Source organism: uncultured Fibrobacter sp. (assembly GCF_946062555.1).
GTDB lineage: Bacteria > Fibrobacterota > Fibrobacteria > Fibrobacterales > Fibrobacteraceae > Fibrobacter.
The window spans coordinates 39708-55371 of the sequence record NZ_CAMGVQ010000021.1; the positions used below are offsets into that span (position 1 = coordinate 39708).

The 15664-nt window shown below is 50.9% G+C and carries 16 protein-coding genes and 1 riboswitch; of the genes, 9 read left to right on the forward strand and 7 right to left on the reverse strand.

The window, feature by feature from the left end; translation table 11 throughout:
* Positions 1–18: 18 nt before the first annotated feature.
* The 5 genes from Q0P86_RS08170 to Q0P86_RS08190 form a co-directional block, all read right to left on the reverse strand.
* A complete protein-coding gene (locus Q0P86_RS08170) occupies positions 19–1245 on the reverse strand; it encodes a DUF6588 family protein (protein ID WP_295038728.1) in 1227 nt (408 codons plus the stop codon).
* A gap of 32 nt (positions 1246–1277) precedes the next feature.
* Positions 1278–1946 (reverse strand): hypothetical protein, encoded by a 669-nt coding sequence (locus Q0P86_RS08175; protein WP_295038730.1) that lies wholly within the window; start codon positions 1944–1946, stop codon positions 1278–1280.
* Positions 1947–2020: 74 nt separating this feature from the next.
* Complete coding sequence (gene nadA / locus Q0P86_RS08180) at positions 2021–3037, reverse strand: quinolinate synthase NadA (RefSeq protein ID WP_295038731.1); 1017 nt, start codon at positions 3035–3037, stop codon at positions 2021–2023.
* Positions 3038–3057: 20 nt separating this feature from the next.
* Positions 3058–4746: a PCMD domain-containing protein gene (locus Q0P86_RS08185; protein WP_295038733.1), complete on the reverse strand. Its 1689-nt coding sequence runs from the start codon at positions 4744–4746 to the stop codon at positions 3058–3060.
* Between the two features lie 8 nt (positions 4747–4754).
* Positions 4755–5522 (reverse strand): hypothetical protein, encoded by a 768-nt coding sequence (locus Q0P86_RS08190; RefSeq protein WP_290993773.1) that lies wholly within the window; start codon positions 5520–5522, stop codon positions 4755–4757.
* Between the two features lie 59 nt (positions 5523–5581).
* A riboswitch (cobalamin riboswitch) is annotated at positions 5582–5783 on the forward strand.
* Positions 5784–5787: 4 nt separating this feature from the next.
* On the opposite strand from Q0P86_RS08190, the gene Q0P86_RS08195 reads away from it, so the two are divergent.
* The gene (locus Q0P86_RS08195) at positions 5788–7869 is read left to right on the forward strand and encodes a TonB-dependent receptor (protein ID WP_295038736.1); all 2082 of its coding nucleotides are present in this window, start codon (positions 5788–5790) and stop codon (positions 7867–7869) included.
* 39 nt (positions 7870–7908) lie between these two features.
* A complete protein-coding gene (locus tag Q0P86_RS08200; protein ID WP_295038738.1) occupies positions 7909–9207 on the forward strand; it encodes a hypothetical protein in 1299 nt (432 codons plus the stop codon).
* 9 nt (positions 9208–9216) lie between these two features.
* Here the strand turns inward: Q0P86_RS08200 and dusA are convergent, their stop codons facing one another.
* Positions 9217–10248, reverse strand: a complete 1032-nt coding sequence (gene dusA, locus Q0P86_RS08205; protein ID WP_295038740.1) for a tRNA dihydrouridine(20/20a) synthase DusA — start codon at positions 10246–10248, stop codon at positions 9217–9219.
* Between the two features lie 118 nt (positions 10249–10366).
* Positions 10367–11191 carry a tetratricopeptide repeat protein gene (locus Q0P86_RS08210; RefSeq protein ID WP_290993781.1) on the reverse strand — a complete coding sequence of 275 codons (825 nt, stop codon included), beginning with the start codon at positions 11189–11191 and terminating at the stop codon, positions 10367–10369.
* A 113-nt stretch (positions 11192–11304) separates the two neighbouring features.
* On the opposite strand from Q0P86_RS08210, the gene Q0P86_RS08215 reads away from it, so the two are divergent.
* From Q0P86_RS08215 to Q0P86_RS08245, 7 genes are all read left to right on the forward strand, one after another.
* Positions 11305–11826 carry a hypothetical protein gene (locus Q0P86_RS08215; RefSeq protein ID WP_290993783.1) on the forward strand — a complete coding sequence of 174 codons (522 nt, stop codon included), beginning with the start codon at positions 11305–11307 and terminating at the stop codon, positions 11824–11826.
* Positions 11819–12568, forward strand: a complete 750-nt coding sequence (locus Q0P86_RS08220) for a hypothetical protein (RefSeq protein WP_290993785.1) — start codon at positions 11819–11821, stop codon at positions 12566–12568. Before Q0P86_RS08215 ends, Q0P86_RS08220 begins: the two co-directional genes overlap by 8 nt.
* Positions 12565–13485 (forward strand): helix-turn-helix domain-containing protein, encoded by a 921-nt coding sequence (locus Q0P86_RS08225; protein ID WP_291023749.1) that lies wholly within the window; start codon positions 12565–12567, stop codon positions 13483–13485. The genes Q0P86_RS08220 and Q0P86_RS08225 overlap by 4 nt, the downstream gene beginning before the upstream one ends.
* Complete coding sequence (locus tag Q0P86_RS08230; protein WP_290993789.1) at positions 13482–14612, forward strand: AI-2E family transporter; 1131 nt, start codon at positions 13482–13484, stop codon at positions 14610–14612. Before Q0P86_RS08225 ends, Q0P86_RS08230 begins: the two co-directional genes overlap by 4 nt.
* 103 nt (positions 14613–14715) lie before the next feature.
* Positions 14716–15015 carry an HU family DNA-binding protein gene (locus Q0P86_RS08235; protein WP_072976487.1) on the forward strand — a complete coding sequence of 100 codons (300 nt, stop codon included), beginning with the start codon at positions 14716–14718 and terminating at the stop codon, positions 15013–15015.
* Between the two features lie 163 nt (positions 15016–15178).
* On the forward strand, positions 15179–15352 hold the full coding sequence (locus Q0P86_RS08240) for a hypothetical protein (protein WP_290993792.1): 174 nt from the start codon (positions 15179–15181) through the stop codon (positions 15350–15352).
* 100 nt (positions 15353–15452) lie between these two features.
* Positions 15453–15664: hypothetical protein (locus tag Q0P86_RS08245; protein WP_294113453.1), on the forward strand; the 212-nt coding region annotated here is incomplete at its 3' end.

The following is a 15664-nucleotide window of genomic DNA, read 5'->3' on the forward strand; positions in this document are numbered from 1 at the left end:
GTAGACTGTAGGAAGTTTTTATTCCTCGTTAAAAGAGTCTTCGGTAGAGGTCTCTTCGGAAGAAACCTCGTCTACGGCAGGGGCTTCCTCGGTTTCTTCTAGCTGAGCGTCGTTGGTTTCTGCGGGAGTCTCATTCGACTGCTCGGAACTTTCCGTTGTTTGCTCGGCCTTCTTTGCTCCGCGCACGAAACCTTTTTCCTTGGCAATTTCGTCGGGGGTTTTGTCTTCGCCGAATTGTTGCTTGAAGTAGAGAACGTTGGTCGTGAAACTGCTCTTGCCGGCGTAATCGAAACCGATGACGGGGTGGAAGGACTTGCCCAACTGGAATGCAACTTCCAGACCGAAACGGAATCCGTTGTTGCCTTCGACGGTAATGTCGGGGTCGATGGTGGCGCCGCCACGTGAGTAGTCTGGATTGCCAAATTGCTGGGCGACGCAACGCAGATGTCCCGAAGATTTCATTTCGGCGCTCTGGTATCCGAGGGACATCATGACTTCGATAAAGCTGACGGGCTTGTAGCCAATGACGATTGCGAAATTTGTCGTCGAAACATCGAGATTGAGTTCGCCTTTGTAGTCCTCGGGACGGTAGCCGATGCCGCTGGTGTTGTAACCGAAGACGATGCTCACGTCAAGCGGCTGGGCAGCGGGAGGCAACATGTACTGGAAAAAATGGCCGAAACTGTACTGCAGGCCGAAACCGAACAGGTTAAATTTGCGGAGTTCGCTAATGGATGGCAGAAACATTCCGCGGAACACTACGCGGGCATGGTAGAAACTTGCGCCTAGCTGGATGTAGGGGTAGGTAAATAAGCCCAGGCCGTTCAGCGTCTTGTTGCCGTAAATTCTTCCGTCGTCAGCCTGGGCCATGTCGCGGTGATCACCGAAAATGGTCGGCGTTTCGTAGGCAATGGACTGACCGAGGAATTCCGCATTTTCGGTGTAATTCCGGTCGTCATCACCAATAGAAATGATTGAAATGGGGAGGCCCGCTTCGAAGGTGAAACTTTGCGGAACCGAGGCGCTCACATACCAGTTGCTGTTGAGCACATTGCCCAGGTTGTCGATAATGGGCTTGACGTAACCGGGACGGTTGGCATAGGGGTTTAAAGAACTGTCTTTAGAAACGGGACTTTTCTGGAATGCCGAGAGGGATTCGTAGGTGGAGGCCCAGCCGTCTTCGTCGGTTGCGAATGCGGAGCCAAGTCCAAGAATAAGAAATGCAAAAAGGGCGGATTTTTTCATACCGCGCCAAATTTAGAAAAAATTTAAGGAGCCTAGAACTGGTATTGAATCGATACGGTGGCGAGAACGAAGGTTTGCCACAGGTACGGATCCAGATCATTATTGTCTATACGGGAACAATGCACGTTCTTGAACCAATTCTCGTAAAACTTGAGTGCGGGTACCATGGCGATGTTTTCAGTAATGTAGTAATGGACGTTTGCGATAAAGGCCACCGCAGATCCCATAAACTCCGTGTCGTAAACGTCGGTACCGAACAAGGCGGCGTTTTCGGACTTTACGCTAGAGTAGGAGTAACCGAGGCCGAGTCCAATCTGGAAAAAATCGGGCCAGAATAAGTTGTATGTAACTTCGAGGCCTGCTCGCCAGATTCGTGTGTCCTGTCTATAAGATTCGTCGGGAAACCCAGCCATGACCTGTTCGGATGTCCAATACTGAAAACCGAGACCGAGCGAAAATGCTCCCAGGTTGACGCCTACCATCAGGTCTGGGGTCGCGACGAATTCGAGTGCAGGCGGGTGTATGTATCCCTTGACTCCTGCGGAATCCGTTCCGGAGATGGCACGCTCGTTGAAATCACCCTTGGAAACTTGGGCGCCAAAGCCCGCGCTAACGTAATATGTGCGAGGCCAGTAGTACTCTTCAGCAAAGGTTAACCCTGCCAGAAGGCAAAGGACCAAAGTGATGATTTTAAACTTCATTGTTTCCTCTTATTAATTCAGATTTCGGAATTCGGAGTTCGAATATTTTTTTTCTGAAATCTGAATCCCAAATTTTATTTTGCAGCGTAGTAGAACATGGCGTCGATGCACTTTTTGGCGGCAACGCGGGTCGCTTCGTCAAGTTCCACGCGCTGTGCCTTTTCCGGATGACGCAAGGTTTCCAGAATGTTTTCGAGCGAGTTCGACTTCATGTACTTGCACATGCTGCAGCTGCCAATGAAGGTCTTGTTCGGAAATTCGTACTGCATGCGAGCGTTCAGGCCGCATTCGGTCAGGAGCAGGAACGGCGTACCTTCGGGCTGTTCCTTGATGTAGCTCACCATCTGGCCGGTGCTGCCCACGTAGTCGCTGAGGAGGGCGACGCCCGGGTGGCATTCGGGGTGGCTCACCACCTTGAGGCCCGGATTCTGACTGCGGAAAAAGTTGATGAGCTCGGAATCGTAGGTCTCGTGAACGTAGCAGCAGCCGCTGTGGAGCACGATTTCTTTCTTGATGCCGCGCTTCTGCATCTCGTCAATCAGGTTCTGGCCCATGAGGCCATCGGGTACGAACACGATCTTGTCGTTTTCGAGGCTAGAGACAATCTTCATCACGTTGCTGCTGGTGACGCACACGTCGCAGTTCGCTTTCACGTCGGCGGTGGTGTTGATGTAGCACACGAAGGTGTGGTCGGGGTACTTTTCGCGGAGTGCCTTGACCTCGGCGCCGGTAATGGAGTCGGCGAGGCTGCAACCCGTAAGCGGGCCCGGAATGAGCACGTCCTTGGTCGGGTTCAATATCTTGGCGGTTTCGCCCATAAAGCGCACGGCTGAGAACACAATCGTCTTCGCGCTCACCTTGGTGGCGTCCTGACTCAGCTTGAAACTGTCGCCGTCGTAGTCGGCAACGCCCAGGATGATTTCGGGGGCCACATAACTGTGGGCGAGAATCACGGCGTCGCGCTCCTTCTTGAGTTCGTTGATTTCATTGATGAGCGGGAGCATCTGTTCGCACTTTTCCATGGAATAAGTGCAAAGCACGGCGCCTGGTTGAATGGTCTTGAGACGATTGTAAAGTTCTTCTGCGGTCATAGGAGTAAATATAGAAAGTGCTAGTAGATAAGTTTCAGGTCGTCAATAATCAAAGTCGCGTTCTTCACACCCTTATAATGGTTTCCGTCGGCGCTCGAGGCGAAAACGACGCGGATATGGGTGACGGATTCATTCCCATCACCTTGAATCAGCGAATTGTCGATGGCTGACTTATTCGAGGACTGTAGCGAGGTGGCGAAAGTGGAGGAATTTTCGATAGGGGAATTTTCGAGTGGCGAGCCGTAGCGGAACTTGAGGCGCAGGGTCCGCATGCCGTTTTCGTCCTTGTCCGAAATGCTGACGACGTCCGGGTTTTCGCGGCCGGTGTTGTCATCGGTGGTAGAACGGTACCAGGTGCTTGCGACGAGCTTGTTGATATCGTCGGAACCTCGGTTGATGTTCTTGTCTCCATCGCGGCTTTCAAGGAGAATGTAGATGTCGCAACTGTCGCCGCTGCCGTCGTAGGAGAACTTGACTTCGGCGTATTCAGGTCTTGCGTTGAAGTGCTTGCCGAAATCGATGAGCTCGTTGCCGTCGGGCCAGGTCGAGGAACTTGCCATTGAAAGAGTTCCGACATTATTCGGGTTGAAATCGGCGGTGTACAGGCTTCCGCTTGCGGTCTTGCCGAGTAAAGCCGTGGTGGCGATACTTGCGCCTGTCATGGATCCGGAGGTGTATTTTTTTGTGGTCGTGATGAGTGTGTTTGCGTTGCCCCAGAGGGAATCGGGAATAACGTCATCTCCTTTCCAGTCGTTGAAACTTGAACCCGGAATCTGATAGCCCGCCTTGACGATGTAGGTGATAGGTTCGCCGTCGGAATTCTTGATGACGATTTCCTGCCCGACGCCGAAATCGTAGGTTTCGCCGATCTTGTGGCTTTCGCAGGTGGCGCCTTCAGAAAGTTCCAGTTCGGTGAGTTCCAGGTTCGAAAGATCCGCGAGGAAGGGGAGCGTGTCCAGATGAATGTGAATCTTGCCGCTGTCGATGGTGGCCTCCATGGAGGCTATCTTGAGCGAAAGAATCTTGGGGGCATCGGCAGGAATATGCGTTTCTTCTGAACTTTCTGAGGACGAGGCTGTGGATGCCGGGGAATCCGGAGTCTTGCTCGATTCTGAAGATGATGCCGAGGAGGAACTCTTGGGGGAATCACTACCTGTCGAAGACGAAGACTTGTCCGATGATTCGCTCTTTGCCGAAGAAGAATTTCCTTTGCCGGAATCCTTGTCGGATTTGGTGTCGCATGATTCCGAGGGCTTCGAGAAGGCGATTTGCCAGAGGGCGGGAATGCCACTTTCCGAGACTACGACAATGTAAAGAGTGTCGTTTTCGGGAATTTCTATCTTGGAGCCTATCTTGATTTTTTTGCTTTCGTAGCTGACCTTGCGTGCCAAAGAATCCAGTACGGTCGAATCCTTGGGGAATGAACCGATGGAATCTAAGACCGTGTGGAATGTGGCGAGGGAACTGATGCTCAGGTCGTCAATGGTGACTGAATCCCAGGAACAGTCTTTATTTGAACTGAGCTTGACTGCGATGCGTTGCTCGTTAGCGTTGATGGATGGCCTTCCGTCCTGCTCCTCGAACGAGATCTCGTTGAGGACTCTGTAGTCGGATGTTCCGAAAGTGTCAATATCGGCGGTGCACGAAGCGGTAGTGGCTAGGATGCCCGCTATGGCGGCCCATTTTAAAATAGTTTTCTTGATCCCCATGATAGCTCCTAGAAGAAGTAGACCAGCGACAGGTCAAGCGCTAGCAAGTTGATGGAAAAGTTTGCGATGTTGTAGATCACTTCGCTGTGGGTCTCGTTGTTTTCTTCGACGTCAATGACACTCGTCGTAAAGCCGAGCAGTCCGACGGATGTTTCGATGGCAACTCCGTTTAAGATCATGATGCAGAGTCCCGGATCAAGTCCGATTCGAATTGACCAGGTGTTGCTACGGGTCTTGTTGAGATCTTCGCCGTCATCTGTCTGCGAAATTCCGTACGAATAGCCGAAGGAAACCGATGTTTCATTGAATAGGTAGACGGTTCTGGAATCAAGAACCTTCAGGTAGTTCTTGACGAAAGGTTGCAAGAAAAATCCGTTGCTGACATATTGACGGTGCTGCTTGAGGTCGCCGAGGTCTTCGAGCAGGGTGAAGTCAATGTCGAATTTGGTGTGGGAGTAGCCTCCCCTGATACCGATGGCGAGCGCATCGCGGATGAAGTAGCCGCCGAATGCTTCGATTGAGAACATGGACCCTTCGGCCTTGTAGATATCTCCGATGATGATGTCCAGGGCGTCGTCGTCGGTACTGCCCTGGATGAGCGAGAACGTGGCGCCAGTGAGGATGTGTCCCTTGGCGATGGATTCGTCGGGCTCGACAGCAAATAGAGCTTCTAGAAGACCGCTACTCTTGGCGTTTTTGGCGGAGTCGGGGGTCGCTTGGTTTTCTGCGTGTAAAAGTACTGCAAATGCGATGAGGGAAAAAAGAAAAGCTCTCATGAGCTCAAATATAAAAATTGTTGTCCGTTATTACTATATTTGTTGCCAAAATTTCCTGTGCCCTGAAAAGCTCTTGCCGTTGCCTAGTTGGGTGCGGCAAGGAGAGAATCCCGTGAAAGCCGGGAGCGGTCGCGCCGCTGTAAGGGAGGACGAAACCGGCATAAGCCAATGCGTGGAAACCGAAAGGGAATACATGTGTGAAGGAGCCGGAAGTAGGTTGATCCCCGAGCCAGAAGAACTGTGGGAAATGTTATGTTGAGGAACGATGCGAACGACGTCATTCTACAAAGCCGCATACACTGCGGTTCTTTGGTGTTGGGCAGCCATTGGCGCAGGTAATGCCGTGGCTGCAACTTCGGAAAATGCTCCGGAGGATATTTCAGTTGTTTCTGCAAAGTCGGTCGCCGCTGATGATGCGACGGCCGTCCGTGACCTCGGCGTGACCGATGTGTTGACCGAGGGCGAAGCAATCCTCAAGAATGATGCAAATTACACCGAAATTACCGCTGCGGCCTGGGAAGGAAAGGCGCTTTCTGCTGCGGACTTGCTTTCGACGCTTCCTGGAATCCAGTCGTACAGGCAGGGCGGACTCGGTAGTTTTCAGACGGTCTCGATACGAGGAATTGCGGCGCGCAATATCATGATCTGTGTCGACGGAGTTCCCCTGAACGATGCTAGTGGTGGAGCAGTGAATCTAGGTTCCATCGACTTGAACCAAATGGAAAAAGTCGAAGTCTACAAGAATAATGCCCCGGCGAAATTTGGCGTGTCGGGGCTTGGCGGTGCCATTAACTTTGTCACGAAAAATGCCGTGAAAAAGGGCGGACGAGTTTTAGCGGCCTACGGAAACCACAATACGTGGGAGGGCTCGTTCCAGGTGGCGGCTCCTGTGGCCGACAGCATTATGTTTGCTTCGTCTTTTGCGACACGCCATAGCGATAATGACTATGAATACCTGAACCGTAATGGTACGCAGTACAACGACGAAGACGACTATACGGCAACGCGAGAAAATGCCAAGTACACCGATGTGTCTGGCAATGTCCAGTTCCGCATGTTGCACGGGAACGGGTATTTTTCAACGCTTGCGGTAACGGCAAGCCGGTACGAGGGCGGCAACCCAGGCAAAGAAGAACAGCAAACCAAAGTGGCAAAGTTTGTAGGGGAGTCGGCTCTCATTCGTTATAGTCTTGAATCAGACAGTTACTTTGATGATAGACTTTTCTTGTATGGAGGACTGTCTGCGCGATTCGACAAGAATTTGTCGAGTGCCTATTATCCGTTAGACCATATCGGTTATGGCAACAATCGCTTTATGGAATATGGCGCCGCTACCTATAAAATTGTTCCTGAGATTTCGGCTGATTTTACGCCTGTAGAACGCTTGAAGGGCTCTGCTCGTATTGCAGGGGAGTGGGAACGGGCCGAGGCGCGAGGCGATTCTAAGGAATGGTCTCTGGATAGGTGGACTTTGATGGGCTCAGGTGATTTGTATTACCAGATATTTAAGTATGGAGGCTTGGGAGGCGAAGGCTCAGCTCAATTTTTGAAAGATGAATTGAATGATGGCGTTTTTGTGCAGCCTTCTGGATCGCATATACTAGAAGATGCGGCAGGTCGCGATGCCTCTTTTGCGGGAAGGCTTTATACGCGCTTGGGTGCTTCCGAATCGCCTTTGACTGGTGAAGTTTCGATAGGACGTTTTTACCAGCAGCCCGCCTTGATGGAGCTTTATGGAACATTCCCCGGTGCATTATCAAATCCGGACCTCAAACGTGAAAAGGCCACTAAATTTGAGGTGGCAGGGCTTTACAAATTCCCTGGGAAACACACAACGCTTCGAGCGGCTTATTTTGAGTCGCATATACAAGATGGAATTTGTTGGGTTATTTCGGTGGAACTCTTGCGTGCCGAAAATGTGGCTCGGTCGCTTGTGCGCGGTGCGGAAATTGAACTTAATAGCAGTCCTTCAAAATTCCTGGATGTGCTGTTGCGAGCGACCTTCCAAAAAACAGAAGACCGGAGTAATTCTAATACGTACCGTGGTAATATGCTTCCTGGTGAGCCTGCACGCGACTATTTTGCCGAGGCGGCAATCCATTTGCCGTTGCATTTTGATTTTACGTGGACTTCGCAGTGGCGAAGCGTAATTTATAGCGATCGAGCGAATAAGATGGATCAGCCTGCCGTGGCAACGCACCGGGCAAACCTTGCGTATTCTCTGTTCGATAAGACCCGATTGACTTTTACCGTGGATAATATTACCGACGAAAAGTATCGAAATTTCTATACGCCCTTCCCTATGCCTGGGCGAGAATACAAGTTCACAATCATACAGGGGTTCTAGCCCCCGCGCTAAATGCGTAAAGCCAGAAAAGGAAAAAAAATGAAACAGATGAAAAATAAACTTATCGCGGGCGCTGCTTTGGCAAGCCTTGCTTTCGGTCTCGTGGCTTGCGGCGACGATTCTAGCTCTTCGGCGTTGGCCGCCGGCGACGACACGGAACTCAGTTCTTCGTCCAACGACGATGCTAGCAGCTCTAGTGTCAAGGCTGAAAGCAGTTCCTCTGTTGCAAAGGATGAATGTAGCAGTTCTGTGGCGAAGGACGAAAGCAGCTCCTCTGTTGCCAAGGAAGAAAGTTCTTCTTCTGCCGAGGAAGTCAGCAGTTCTTCTGCCGAAGATGTCGTTACGGCAGCTGTCTTTGGCTCTGACTATAAAACGGGCGAACTCCGCTGGGTAATCAACGGTAAAAAGCTTTCTGAAAAGAGCGTTGCGTTCTTCCAGGATTCCAAGGTGATTGCAAACGGTTCTGACTTGTATGTGCTTGAACGTATGGGAGCCGACAATATTACGAAACTGAATCCCAAGGAACTTGAAGAAAAGGTTGAAAAAGCAGTTGTCTGGCAGATTCCGCTCGATGATGGCGCAAATCCGACAGACGTTGCCTTCAGTGGCGAAAACGCCTGGGTTGCTCTTCAGAACGCAGACTCCCTTGTAAGGATTTCTACCAAGGACGGCAAGATTTCTAAGTCCATCAAGACAACGGATTTTGCTTACGAAGGTGAAACCTCTCCGTATGTAGCTGACATTGAACTTAACGACGGCAAGCTCTATGTGTTGATGCAGCGCTACACGCTGGATCCGGCTACTTGGGCAACGACTTATCCTAAGGGCCTCCTTGCCATTTACGATGCATCTACTGGTGACCTGAAGGATACTGTGCAGTTGCTGAAGAAAAACCCCACTGCCATGACGTTCTTTGACGGTAGTCTTTATGTGGCAAGCCAGGGCGAATACAATGCCGCTTATGGCACCGATGCCGATGAAGAACGCGGTATTGAAAAGGTAAATCTTGCCGAAAAGAAATCTGAACTGATCGTGTCTGGCAAGACTCTTGGTGGTGGTATTTATGCCTTTGCCGCCGAACACGGAATTGCCTATGCCGCCATTTACAAGTCCTATGGCGATGTGCCTCTTGCCAAGATTGATCTTGCTGCAAAGACGGCCTCCACGGTTGAAGGCATTGCCGATGCCGAAGGCTCCCTCGCTGTGAAGGGTGGCGTTGTTTACGTAGGTGACCGCAGTTTCGGTGCCGAAAAGGTCTTTGTTGTCAAGGACGGCAAGGCTTCGGCTGTTGAAACGGTGGAAGGCGCTCTCGCTCCGTACAGCATTACGCTGCTTTAATGAAGAACCTTAAGGTTCCGTAACCAAGTCCATAGCCCTGCGGATCATATCCGCGGGATTGTTTGTTTTGGGGGCGTTTTCGCCGAGGTACTGGCGGAACTTGCGGGCGCCGGGTTTGCCGTTAAAAAGTCCGTACAGGTGGCGCACCAGAATCGTGGCAGGGGTGCCGCGGGCAGCTTCCATTTCTACATAAGGAAGGTAGGCTTCGAGCAAAGCCTTGCGACTAGTCGTTTTCGACCCTCGAAGAGGGGAGGGAATCCTTGAAGAATCATGATGGATTTCGTCGCCGTTGGTGTCACCGAAAATTCTTTCGTCGGCGTCGCGCAGGAACCACGGGTTTTCGTAAGCTTCGCGGCCCACCATCACGCCGTCTAAATCCTGCAACTGTTCCTGCACTTGGTCAAGCGTCTTGATGCCGCCATTAATCGAAATGTTCAGCTGAGGCATTTCTGCCTTGAGGCGGTGCACAAAGTCGTAATGCAGCGGTGGAACTTCGCGGTTTTCCTTGGGACTTAGGCCCTTGAGCCATGCCTTGCGGGCGTGGACAATGAATACGCGGCAGCCTGCGTCTGCAATGGTGCCGATAAAGTCTCGGAAAAATTCCCAAGAGTCAAAGTCATCGACACCGATGCGGCACTTGATAGACACGGGAATGCTCACGGCGTCTTGCATGGCCTTGAAGCAGTCGGCGACCAGGTTCTTGTCTTTCATGAGGCACGCGCCGAAGTTGCCATTCTGCACTCGGTCCGAAGGGCAGCCGCAATTCAGGTTGACTTCCTGAAAGCCGGATTCCTCGACCATCTTGCTGCACTTGGCCAAATCGGCGGGATTAGAGCCGCCCAGTTGCAGCACCGCGGGGTATTCGAATTCCTGATGGCGCAGGAACTGGTCCGGATCGGTATGCAGCAGCGCATTGGTCGTGACCATTTCGCTGTACAACAAGATGTGCTTCGAAAGCAACCGCAAAAAATACCGTTCGTGACGGTCGGTGCAGTCGAGCATCGGGGCGATAGATAATCTGCGGTTGAAGTCAAGATTCATAGAGGCCGCTTCGCTTTGAGGTGTGAGGTCGTGCTAAAGCACTGTGAGGTCGCTTCGCTTTGAGTTTTTTTGCTCATTGCACATGCCTCAGAGAGCCGAAGGCTCGACCCCACTGCCACTAAATAAACATCATCGTGTTGAGTTTGGCGCGGTATTTCCACGTGAGTTCGTGCTTCGGACCCAAGACTCCGAACAAAGTAAGCATCGCCTTCTTTGCGGCACCGTCGTTCCATTCCGGAGCTTCTACGTACAAGTTCAGGAACGCCTGCAAGGCACTTTCGAAATCTTCGCTACAGGCGAGCTTGCATGCTTCGTGGTACACGATTGCTTCTTTACCTTGAACGTCTTTCTTGGCGGCTTCGGCGTGGAAGTCCAGAAGTTCCAGCAGCGATTTTGCTTCGCGGTACTGGTCGTCGGCTTCGGTGAACTTGGCAAGAACTTCCTTCGCCTTTTCGGTGTCGCCCATGCCGAGGCTTGCCTTGGCCCACAAGAGCTGCAGCTTCTTGTCGTCGGGGGTCTTGGCGAGCGCTTCGTCGAGCATCGGGAGCGCCTGGTCAAAATTCTTTTGGGCGATGGCGTCTTCGAGGGCTGCTTGAAAACGTGCTTCGTCCGAAACGAAGAATTTTTCAAGACGCTTCTTGAGGTCTGCTTCGGGGAGAACGCCCTGGATGACGTCTGCAATCTGGCCCTTGTCGACAATGTGAACTTCGGGTACCGAGCGCACGCGGAATGCCTGGATTAGCTGCATGTTTTCGCGTTCGTCGCAGCTCACGACACCGAGCGTAAAGTCCATGCTGGTTGAAAGAGATCCCAACAGTTGGGAATACGGTGCGCAGTCGGGGTACTCTGCAGAAGAGAAAAGCACTGCTACGGCGCGGGTTTCAGAGGCCTGAGCGACCTCGGTTTCGAAATTTTCAGCGGTAATTTGAACTACTTTAGCCATACGCTAAATATAGAACTTAGAACTTAGAGCTTAGAACTTAGAACCAAGATAATGTGCTTTTTTCTAAGTTCTACCAACTAAGTTCTATCAACTAAAATACTATATTCCCCAACATGAATACTTGCCCTTATTGCAAATCGGAGGTGGCGCAGATCAAGTTCCAGCATCTGGACTTGCGTATTTGCCCCAAGTGCTTTTCTACGTTTTTCCCTTGCGACCAGACCATGGCCTTCCGCAGCGATTTGACCGACAAGTCTCGCGAACTTTGGCTCAAGGCCCTGCTAGCCAAGAACGTGCAAGACCCGGTTTGCGATAATCTATGCTGCATTGACCACGGAGAACCTCTTGTCGCGGGCAAACTCCCGGACTACGGTTACGACGGCAAGGTGACGAACTGCTGCAAGATGTTCCACATGCCGCCTTCCATGACGATTCAACTTCTGAAGCGTACCCTGGAACACCCGTTCCAGCAACCGGCAAAAGAGGGTAAGCATCATTTCTTCTTTATCCGCTTGCTCGATGCCCTGGTAGACCGACTCTTTGGCGAGAAGATGCCTGACGAAGATCCGTTGGACTTGGTGCAGTACAGTCTTCATCTCAAGCCTATTTTGGAACCCGAAACTTCAAATGACTAAAACCTATATTACAATCATCGCAATCGCAGTCGCGGTAATTATTGGCTATTTTGCGATGCCGAGTCGTTACTTTATCGATTCGGTGTTTCCGTTGCATGGGGATGCGTCTGTCGTTGCGTACGACGACACCTACGACAGTGGTTCTTCCCAGGTGGCTTTTACGCAGGCGGACTCCTCGCTTTCGTTCAGCTGTACCCTGGGGGGCGAAGAAGGTCAGTCTGCCTGGTGTGGCTTTGTGATAGACCTGCGCGAAAATGGCGAAGAACGATATCGCGACTGGACATTTGTCGATTCCGTCATCCTAGACCTGTACGCCGAAGGAACCGATGAGGTCCTTATGAAAATATGGACGTATGATCCGGATGTCACGGATACCTTGAAGGCACGAACCTTCCGTCTGTTGATGAAGGAAATCCCGCTTGTGGCCGGTCGCCAGAGAATCTCGATTCCGATGGAACAGTTCTACACGCCGGAATTCTGGTTCAACGACGAACATGTGGATTCCTCCTTGGTCGACCGTCATCAAGAAACGGTGGCCCGCGTAGAAATCGCTCCCGGTTGGAATCATCCTCGCGGAAAGAAATTCTCGCTGAAAGTCCATGAAATTGCAGTCAAGGGTCTCAGTAATTTTTCGTTTGGCGTCGTGATGTTCATTATGCTCGGCCTTATGATTGTGGCTATCGGTCGGACTCATTCCTACAACAAAGAAAACGAAACCCAGAAGACGGAATCTGACGCATGAAAAGAATCGTCCTAGCCTCTGCGGCGCTTGTCGTTTTGATTGCGTTATGGGTAGCCTTGTTTGTCACTTTCAGGTCTACGGAACAAGTGTTGTTCCCGGGCGGAACCTACCAGGTCTATCCGGTGACGGATTCTACCGTCGGCGGTTTTTCGACGGTGGAACTTTCTCAGTCGGATTCTGTGATTTCGGCCCGTGTCAATATCCGGTCCGGTATGGCGTATCCCTATGCTGGCATGGGTGTGAACTTGCTTTCGATCCACAATCGCCCGGCATCAGGATATTTTGATTTTTCGGATTATGATTCCTTGATCATCGATGCGGAAACGGATCGCATGAGAAAAATTGGAGTCAAGATTTTAAACGACGATCCCGTCTATAGCCAGAAAAACGATTACCGGAGTTACCGACCGATGATTTCCCAGGTGCAGGTCCGCAAGAACGGGGTTGCCGTGTCGATGCTGGACTTCAAGGTTCCCGAATGGTGGTTTGCCATGCAGGGGCTCGAAAAGGATGATGGCCTGCGTTACATGAACCGCGGAATGTTGTTTGAAATTACGAATGGCGAAGGAACGATGCTTGGCATCCCGGACGAAATTACGGTACGCTCTATAAAGTTGTGGGGCGAAAACCGGACGTTCAAGGCGCTGATGTATGTCGCTTTGGCGGTAATTGCCGCTGTGTATGCGGGTGTAGTCGCTCTAGCCGTTCGCGGCTCGGAACGGTCCGTGAAAAAACGGGTGGAAAAAGAGGAGAACCTGAAGTCCCGTATGGCCTCGGCGGCAAAACTTTTGAGGGAGTCGGACCGCTCGGTGGCCGAAATTGCGATTGCGGTCGGGGCGGGAAGCCCGTCGTCATTTGAAAAAGACTTTGTCCGAATCTACGGAGTAAAGCCCTTAGACTATAGGAATCAAAAATGATTAAACGTATTTGGACGATTGACCGTGTCATGCGGCTCCTTTTTATGGCGACGGGACTTGGTATCCTGCTTTGGATACTGAATTACCTGAGCGCGGTACTCGCGCCGTTTTTTGCGGCTTTTTTGATGGCCTATATCTTTGATCCGCTTGTATGTAAAATTCAAAATAAAGTAAAGTACCGTGTCGTCGCCGTGGCAATTGTTATTTCGATGATGGTGCTGGTAATCGGCGGGGCAATGTGGATTTTTATTCCGATGGTGGTTGGAGAAATTCGGCATTTAGGGGTGCTTATCCAGAAATTGTTCAGTGATTCGACTTGGATGGAACGTCTTTCAGCCTTTGTTCCACAGGACTTGTGGCGGGAATTCAGGTCCCTGATTTCTTGGGACAAGGTCGCGGTGGCGATGCAGAGCCTTGATTTCTGGAATGCGGCACAGTCCGTGGCGGGGAAGGTCCTGCCGAGTGCCTGGGGCGTGGTGACGAAGACTTCCAGCTTGGTAATGTGGCTGTCGGGCGTGGGCCTCATCTTTATGTATCTCGTGTTCATTATGCTTGATATGCCGAAACTTCGTAAGGGGGTCAAGAATCTGTTCCCGACAAGGTATAAGCAGGGTGCTTCGGAGTTCGCGATGGAAATGGACCGTTTCATGGGCAGTTATTTCCGTGCGCAGTCGTTTGTGGCTCTTTCGGTAGGTATTTTGTATGCAATCGGCTTCGGCGTCATCGGACTGCCTATGGGGGTTGCCTTTGGCCTTTTCTCGGGCGCCCTGAATATGATCCCTTACTTGCAGCTCACGACGATTCCGTTGGCGTTGCTGTTGGCGGTGGTCTACGCTTTGGAAAAGGGGATGCCGTTTTGGGAGGTGGCCATCATTGTTCTGGTGATTTATCTGGTGGTGCAACTGATTCAGGATATGATCCTGGTGCCCAAAATTGTGGGGTCGTCCATGAATTTGCCTCCGGTGGGCATACTCCTGTCCCTTTCTATTTGGGGCAAACTCCTCGGATTTTTGGGCCTGATTGTCGCGATTCCCTTTACTTGCCTGTGCCTCGTTTATATTGAAAAAATTCAGAAGAAAGCGGATGCTATCGTGGAGTCGGATGTCGAACCACCGCCTGAGGCCTGATTTTATAGGGTTTTTCAAAAAATTTTCAAAAAAAATGTGCCACGACGCACAAAAAAAAGTATAATATCATCATAAAATTCTTAACCTACTCAAGGAGTAAAAAATGAATAAGCAAGATCTCATCGAAGCCATCCTCGCCAACAAGGAAGCTGGCATTGAATCCAAGGCCGCTGCTGCTCGCGCAGTTGACGCTGTGCTCGACGGTATCACCGCCGGTATCAAGAAGGACGGCCTCGTTCAGTTGATCGGTTTCGGTACTTTCTCTGTTAAGGAACGTGCTGCTCGCGAAGGCCGCAACCCGCTTACCGGTGAAAAGATCAAGATCAAGGCTTCCAAGACTGTTTCCTTCAAGGTCGGCGCTGGCCTCAAGGAAACCGCTAAGAAGACCAAGATCAAGAAGTAATTGGTTTTTAAGCGATTTGCTTGCACCTGGGAATTCTCCCGGGTGTTTTTTATTTATTTCAGAACTTAGAACTGATATGTTGTGTCGTGCTTTGCCGCAGCTCTCGCCTTTTACTATATTGTACTGTAATGTGTTGAATGTCAACTAATTAGAGAGGGATGATATGATTCGTAAGTTTTTGGGAATGCTTTGCCTTTCCGCTTTTGTAATGGCGGCAATCGGTTGTGGTAGCTCCAGCAGCGGCTCCGATGACGACGAATGCACCAAGGATCCGGAATCCGTGAATTGCAAGGTCGAAAACACGGATGACGTCCTGACGGACGGAGTGGAACCGTAACGACTGTTTTTTTTACATATTTTAGTATAAGACATTGAAAGATTTACAATATTTGTCTATATTTGCGCAAGTTTAAACCTTGAGCGAATTAGACAGGAAGATGAACAAAAATCTTGCAATGTCGAAGCCCCAGAGCTGCGAGACCTGCGCAATCCACTGCGCAACTGCAACGGGTTTTTCCAAGGTTAATAGTTTTTCTGATTTTGCTGGACTTTTTAGTTCAGCAATTTTTTTACCCCGCGTCAAAGCGACGCTCACCCCTCACGTCACCCTGGAGCGCAGCGATAGGATCCGAGACGGTTTCACCCCTCA

What these genes read in the sequence shown, in the direction of transcription:
- Q0P86_RS08170 (WP_295038728.1), bottom strand. Translation starts at nt 1,245, where the DNA reads ATGAAAAAATCCGCCCTTTTTGCATTTCTTATTCTTGGACTTGGCTCC.
- Q0P86_RS08175 (WP_295038730.1), bottom strand. Translation starts at nt 1,946, where the DNA reads ATGAAGTTTAAAATCATCACTTTGGTCCTTTGCCTTCTGGCAGGGTTA.
- nadA (WP_295038731.1), bottom strand. Translation starts at nt 3,037, where the DNA reads ATGACCGCAGAAGAACTTTACAATCGTCTCAAGACCATTCAACCAGGC.
- Q0P86_RS08185 (WP_295038733.1), bottom strand. Translation starts at nt 4,746, where the DNA reads ATGGGGATCAAGAAAACTATTTTAAAATGGGCCGCCATAGCGGGCATC.
- Q0P86_RS08190 (WP_290993773.1), bottom strand. Translation starts at nt 5,522, where the DNA reads ATGAGAGCTTTTCTTTTTTCCCTCATCGCATTTGCAGTACTTTTACAC.
- Q0P86_RS08195 (WP_295038736.1), top strand. Translation starts at nt 5,788, where the DNA reads ATGCGAACGACGTCATTCTACAAAGCCGCATACACTGCGGTTCTTTGG.
- Q0P86_RS08200 (WP_295038738.1), top strand. Translation starts at nt 7,909, where the DNA reads ATGAAACAGATGAAAAATAAACTTATCGCGGGCGCTGCTTTGGCAAGC.
- dusA (WP_295038740.1), bottom strand. Translation starts at nt 10,248, where the DNA reads ATGAATCTTGACTTCAACCGCAGATTATCTATCGCCCCGATGCTCGAC.
- Q0P86_RS08210 (WP_290993781.1), bottom strand. Translation starts at nt 11,191, where the DNA reads ATGGCTAAAGTAGTTCAAATTACCGCTGAAAATTTCGAAACCGAGGTC.
- Q0P86_RS08215 (WP_290993783.1), top strand. Translation starts at nt 11,305, where the DNA reads ATGAATACTTGCCCTTATTGCAAATCGGAGGTGGCGCAGATCAAGTTC.
- Q0P86_RS08220 (WP_290993785.1), top strand. Translation starts at nt 11,819, where the DNA reads ATGACTAAAACCTATATTACAATCATCGCAATCGCAGTCGCGGTAATT.
- Q0P86_RS08225 (WP_291023749.1), top strand. Translation starts at nt 12,565, where the DNA reads ATGAAAAGAATCGTCCTAGCCTCTGCGGCGCTTGTCGTTTTGATTGCG.
- Q0P86_RS08230 (WP_290993789.1), top strand. Translation starts at nt 13,482, where the DNA reads ATGATTAAACGTATTTGGACGATTGACCGTGTCATGCGGCTCCTTTTT.
- Q0P86_RS08235 (WP_072976487.1), top strand. Translation starts at nt 14,716, where the DNA reads ATGAATAAGCAAGATCTCATCGAAGCCATCCTCGCCAACAAGGAAGCT.
- Q0P86_RS08240 (WP_290993792.1), top strand. Translation starts at nt 15,179, where the DNA reads ATGATTCGTAAGTTTTTGGGAATGCTTTGCCTTTCCGCTTTTGTAATG.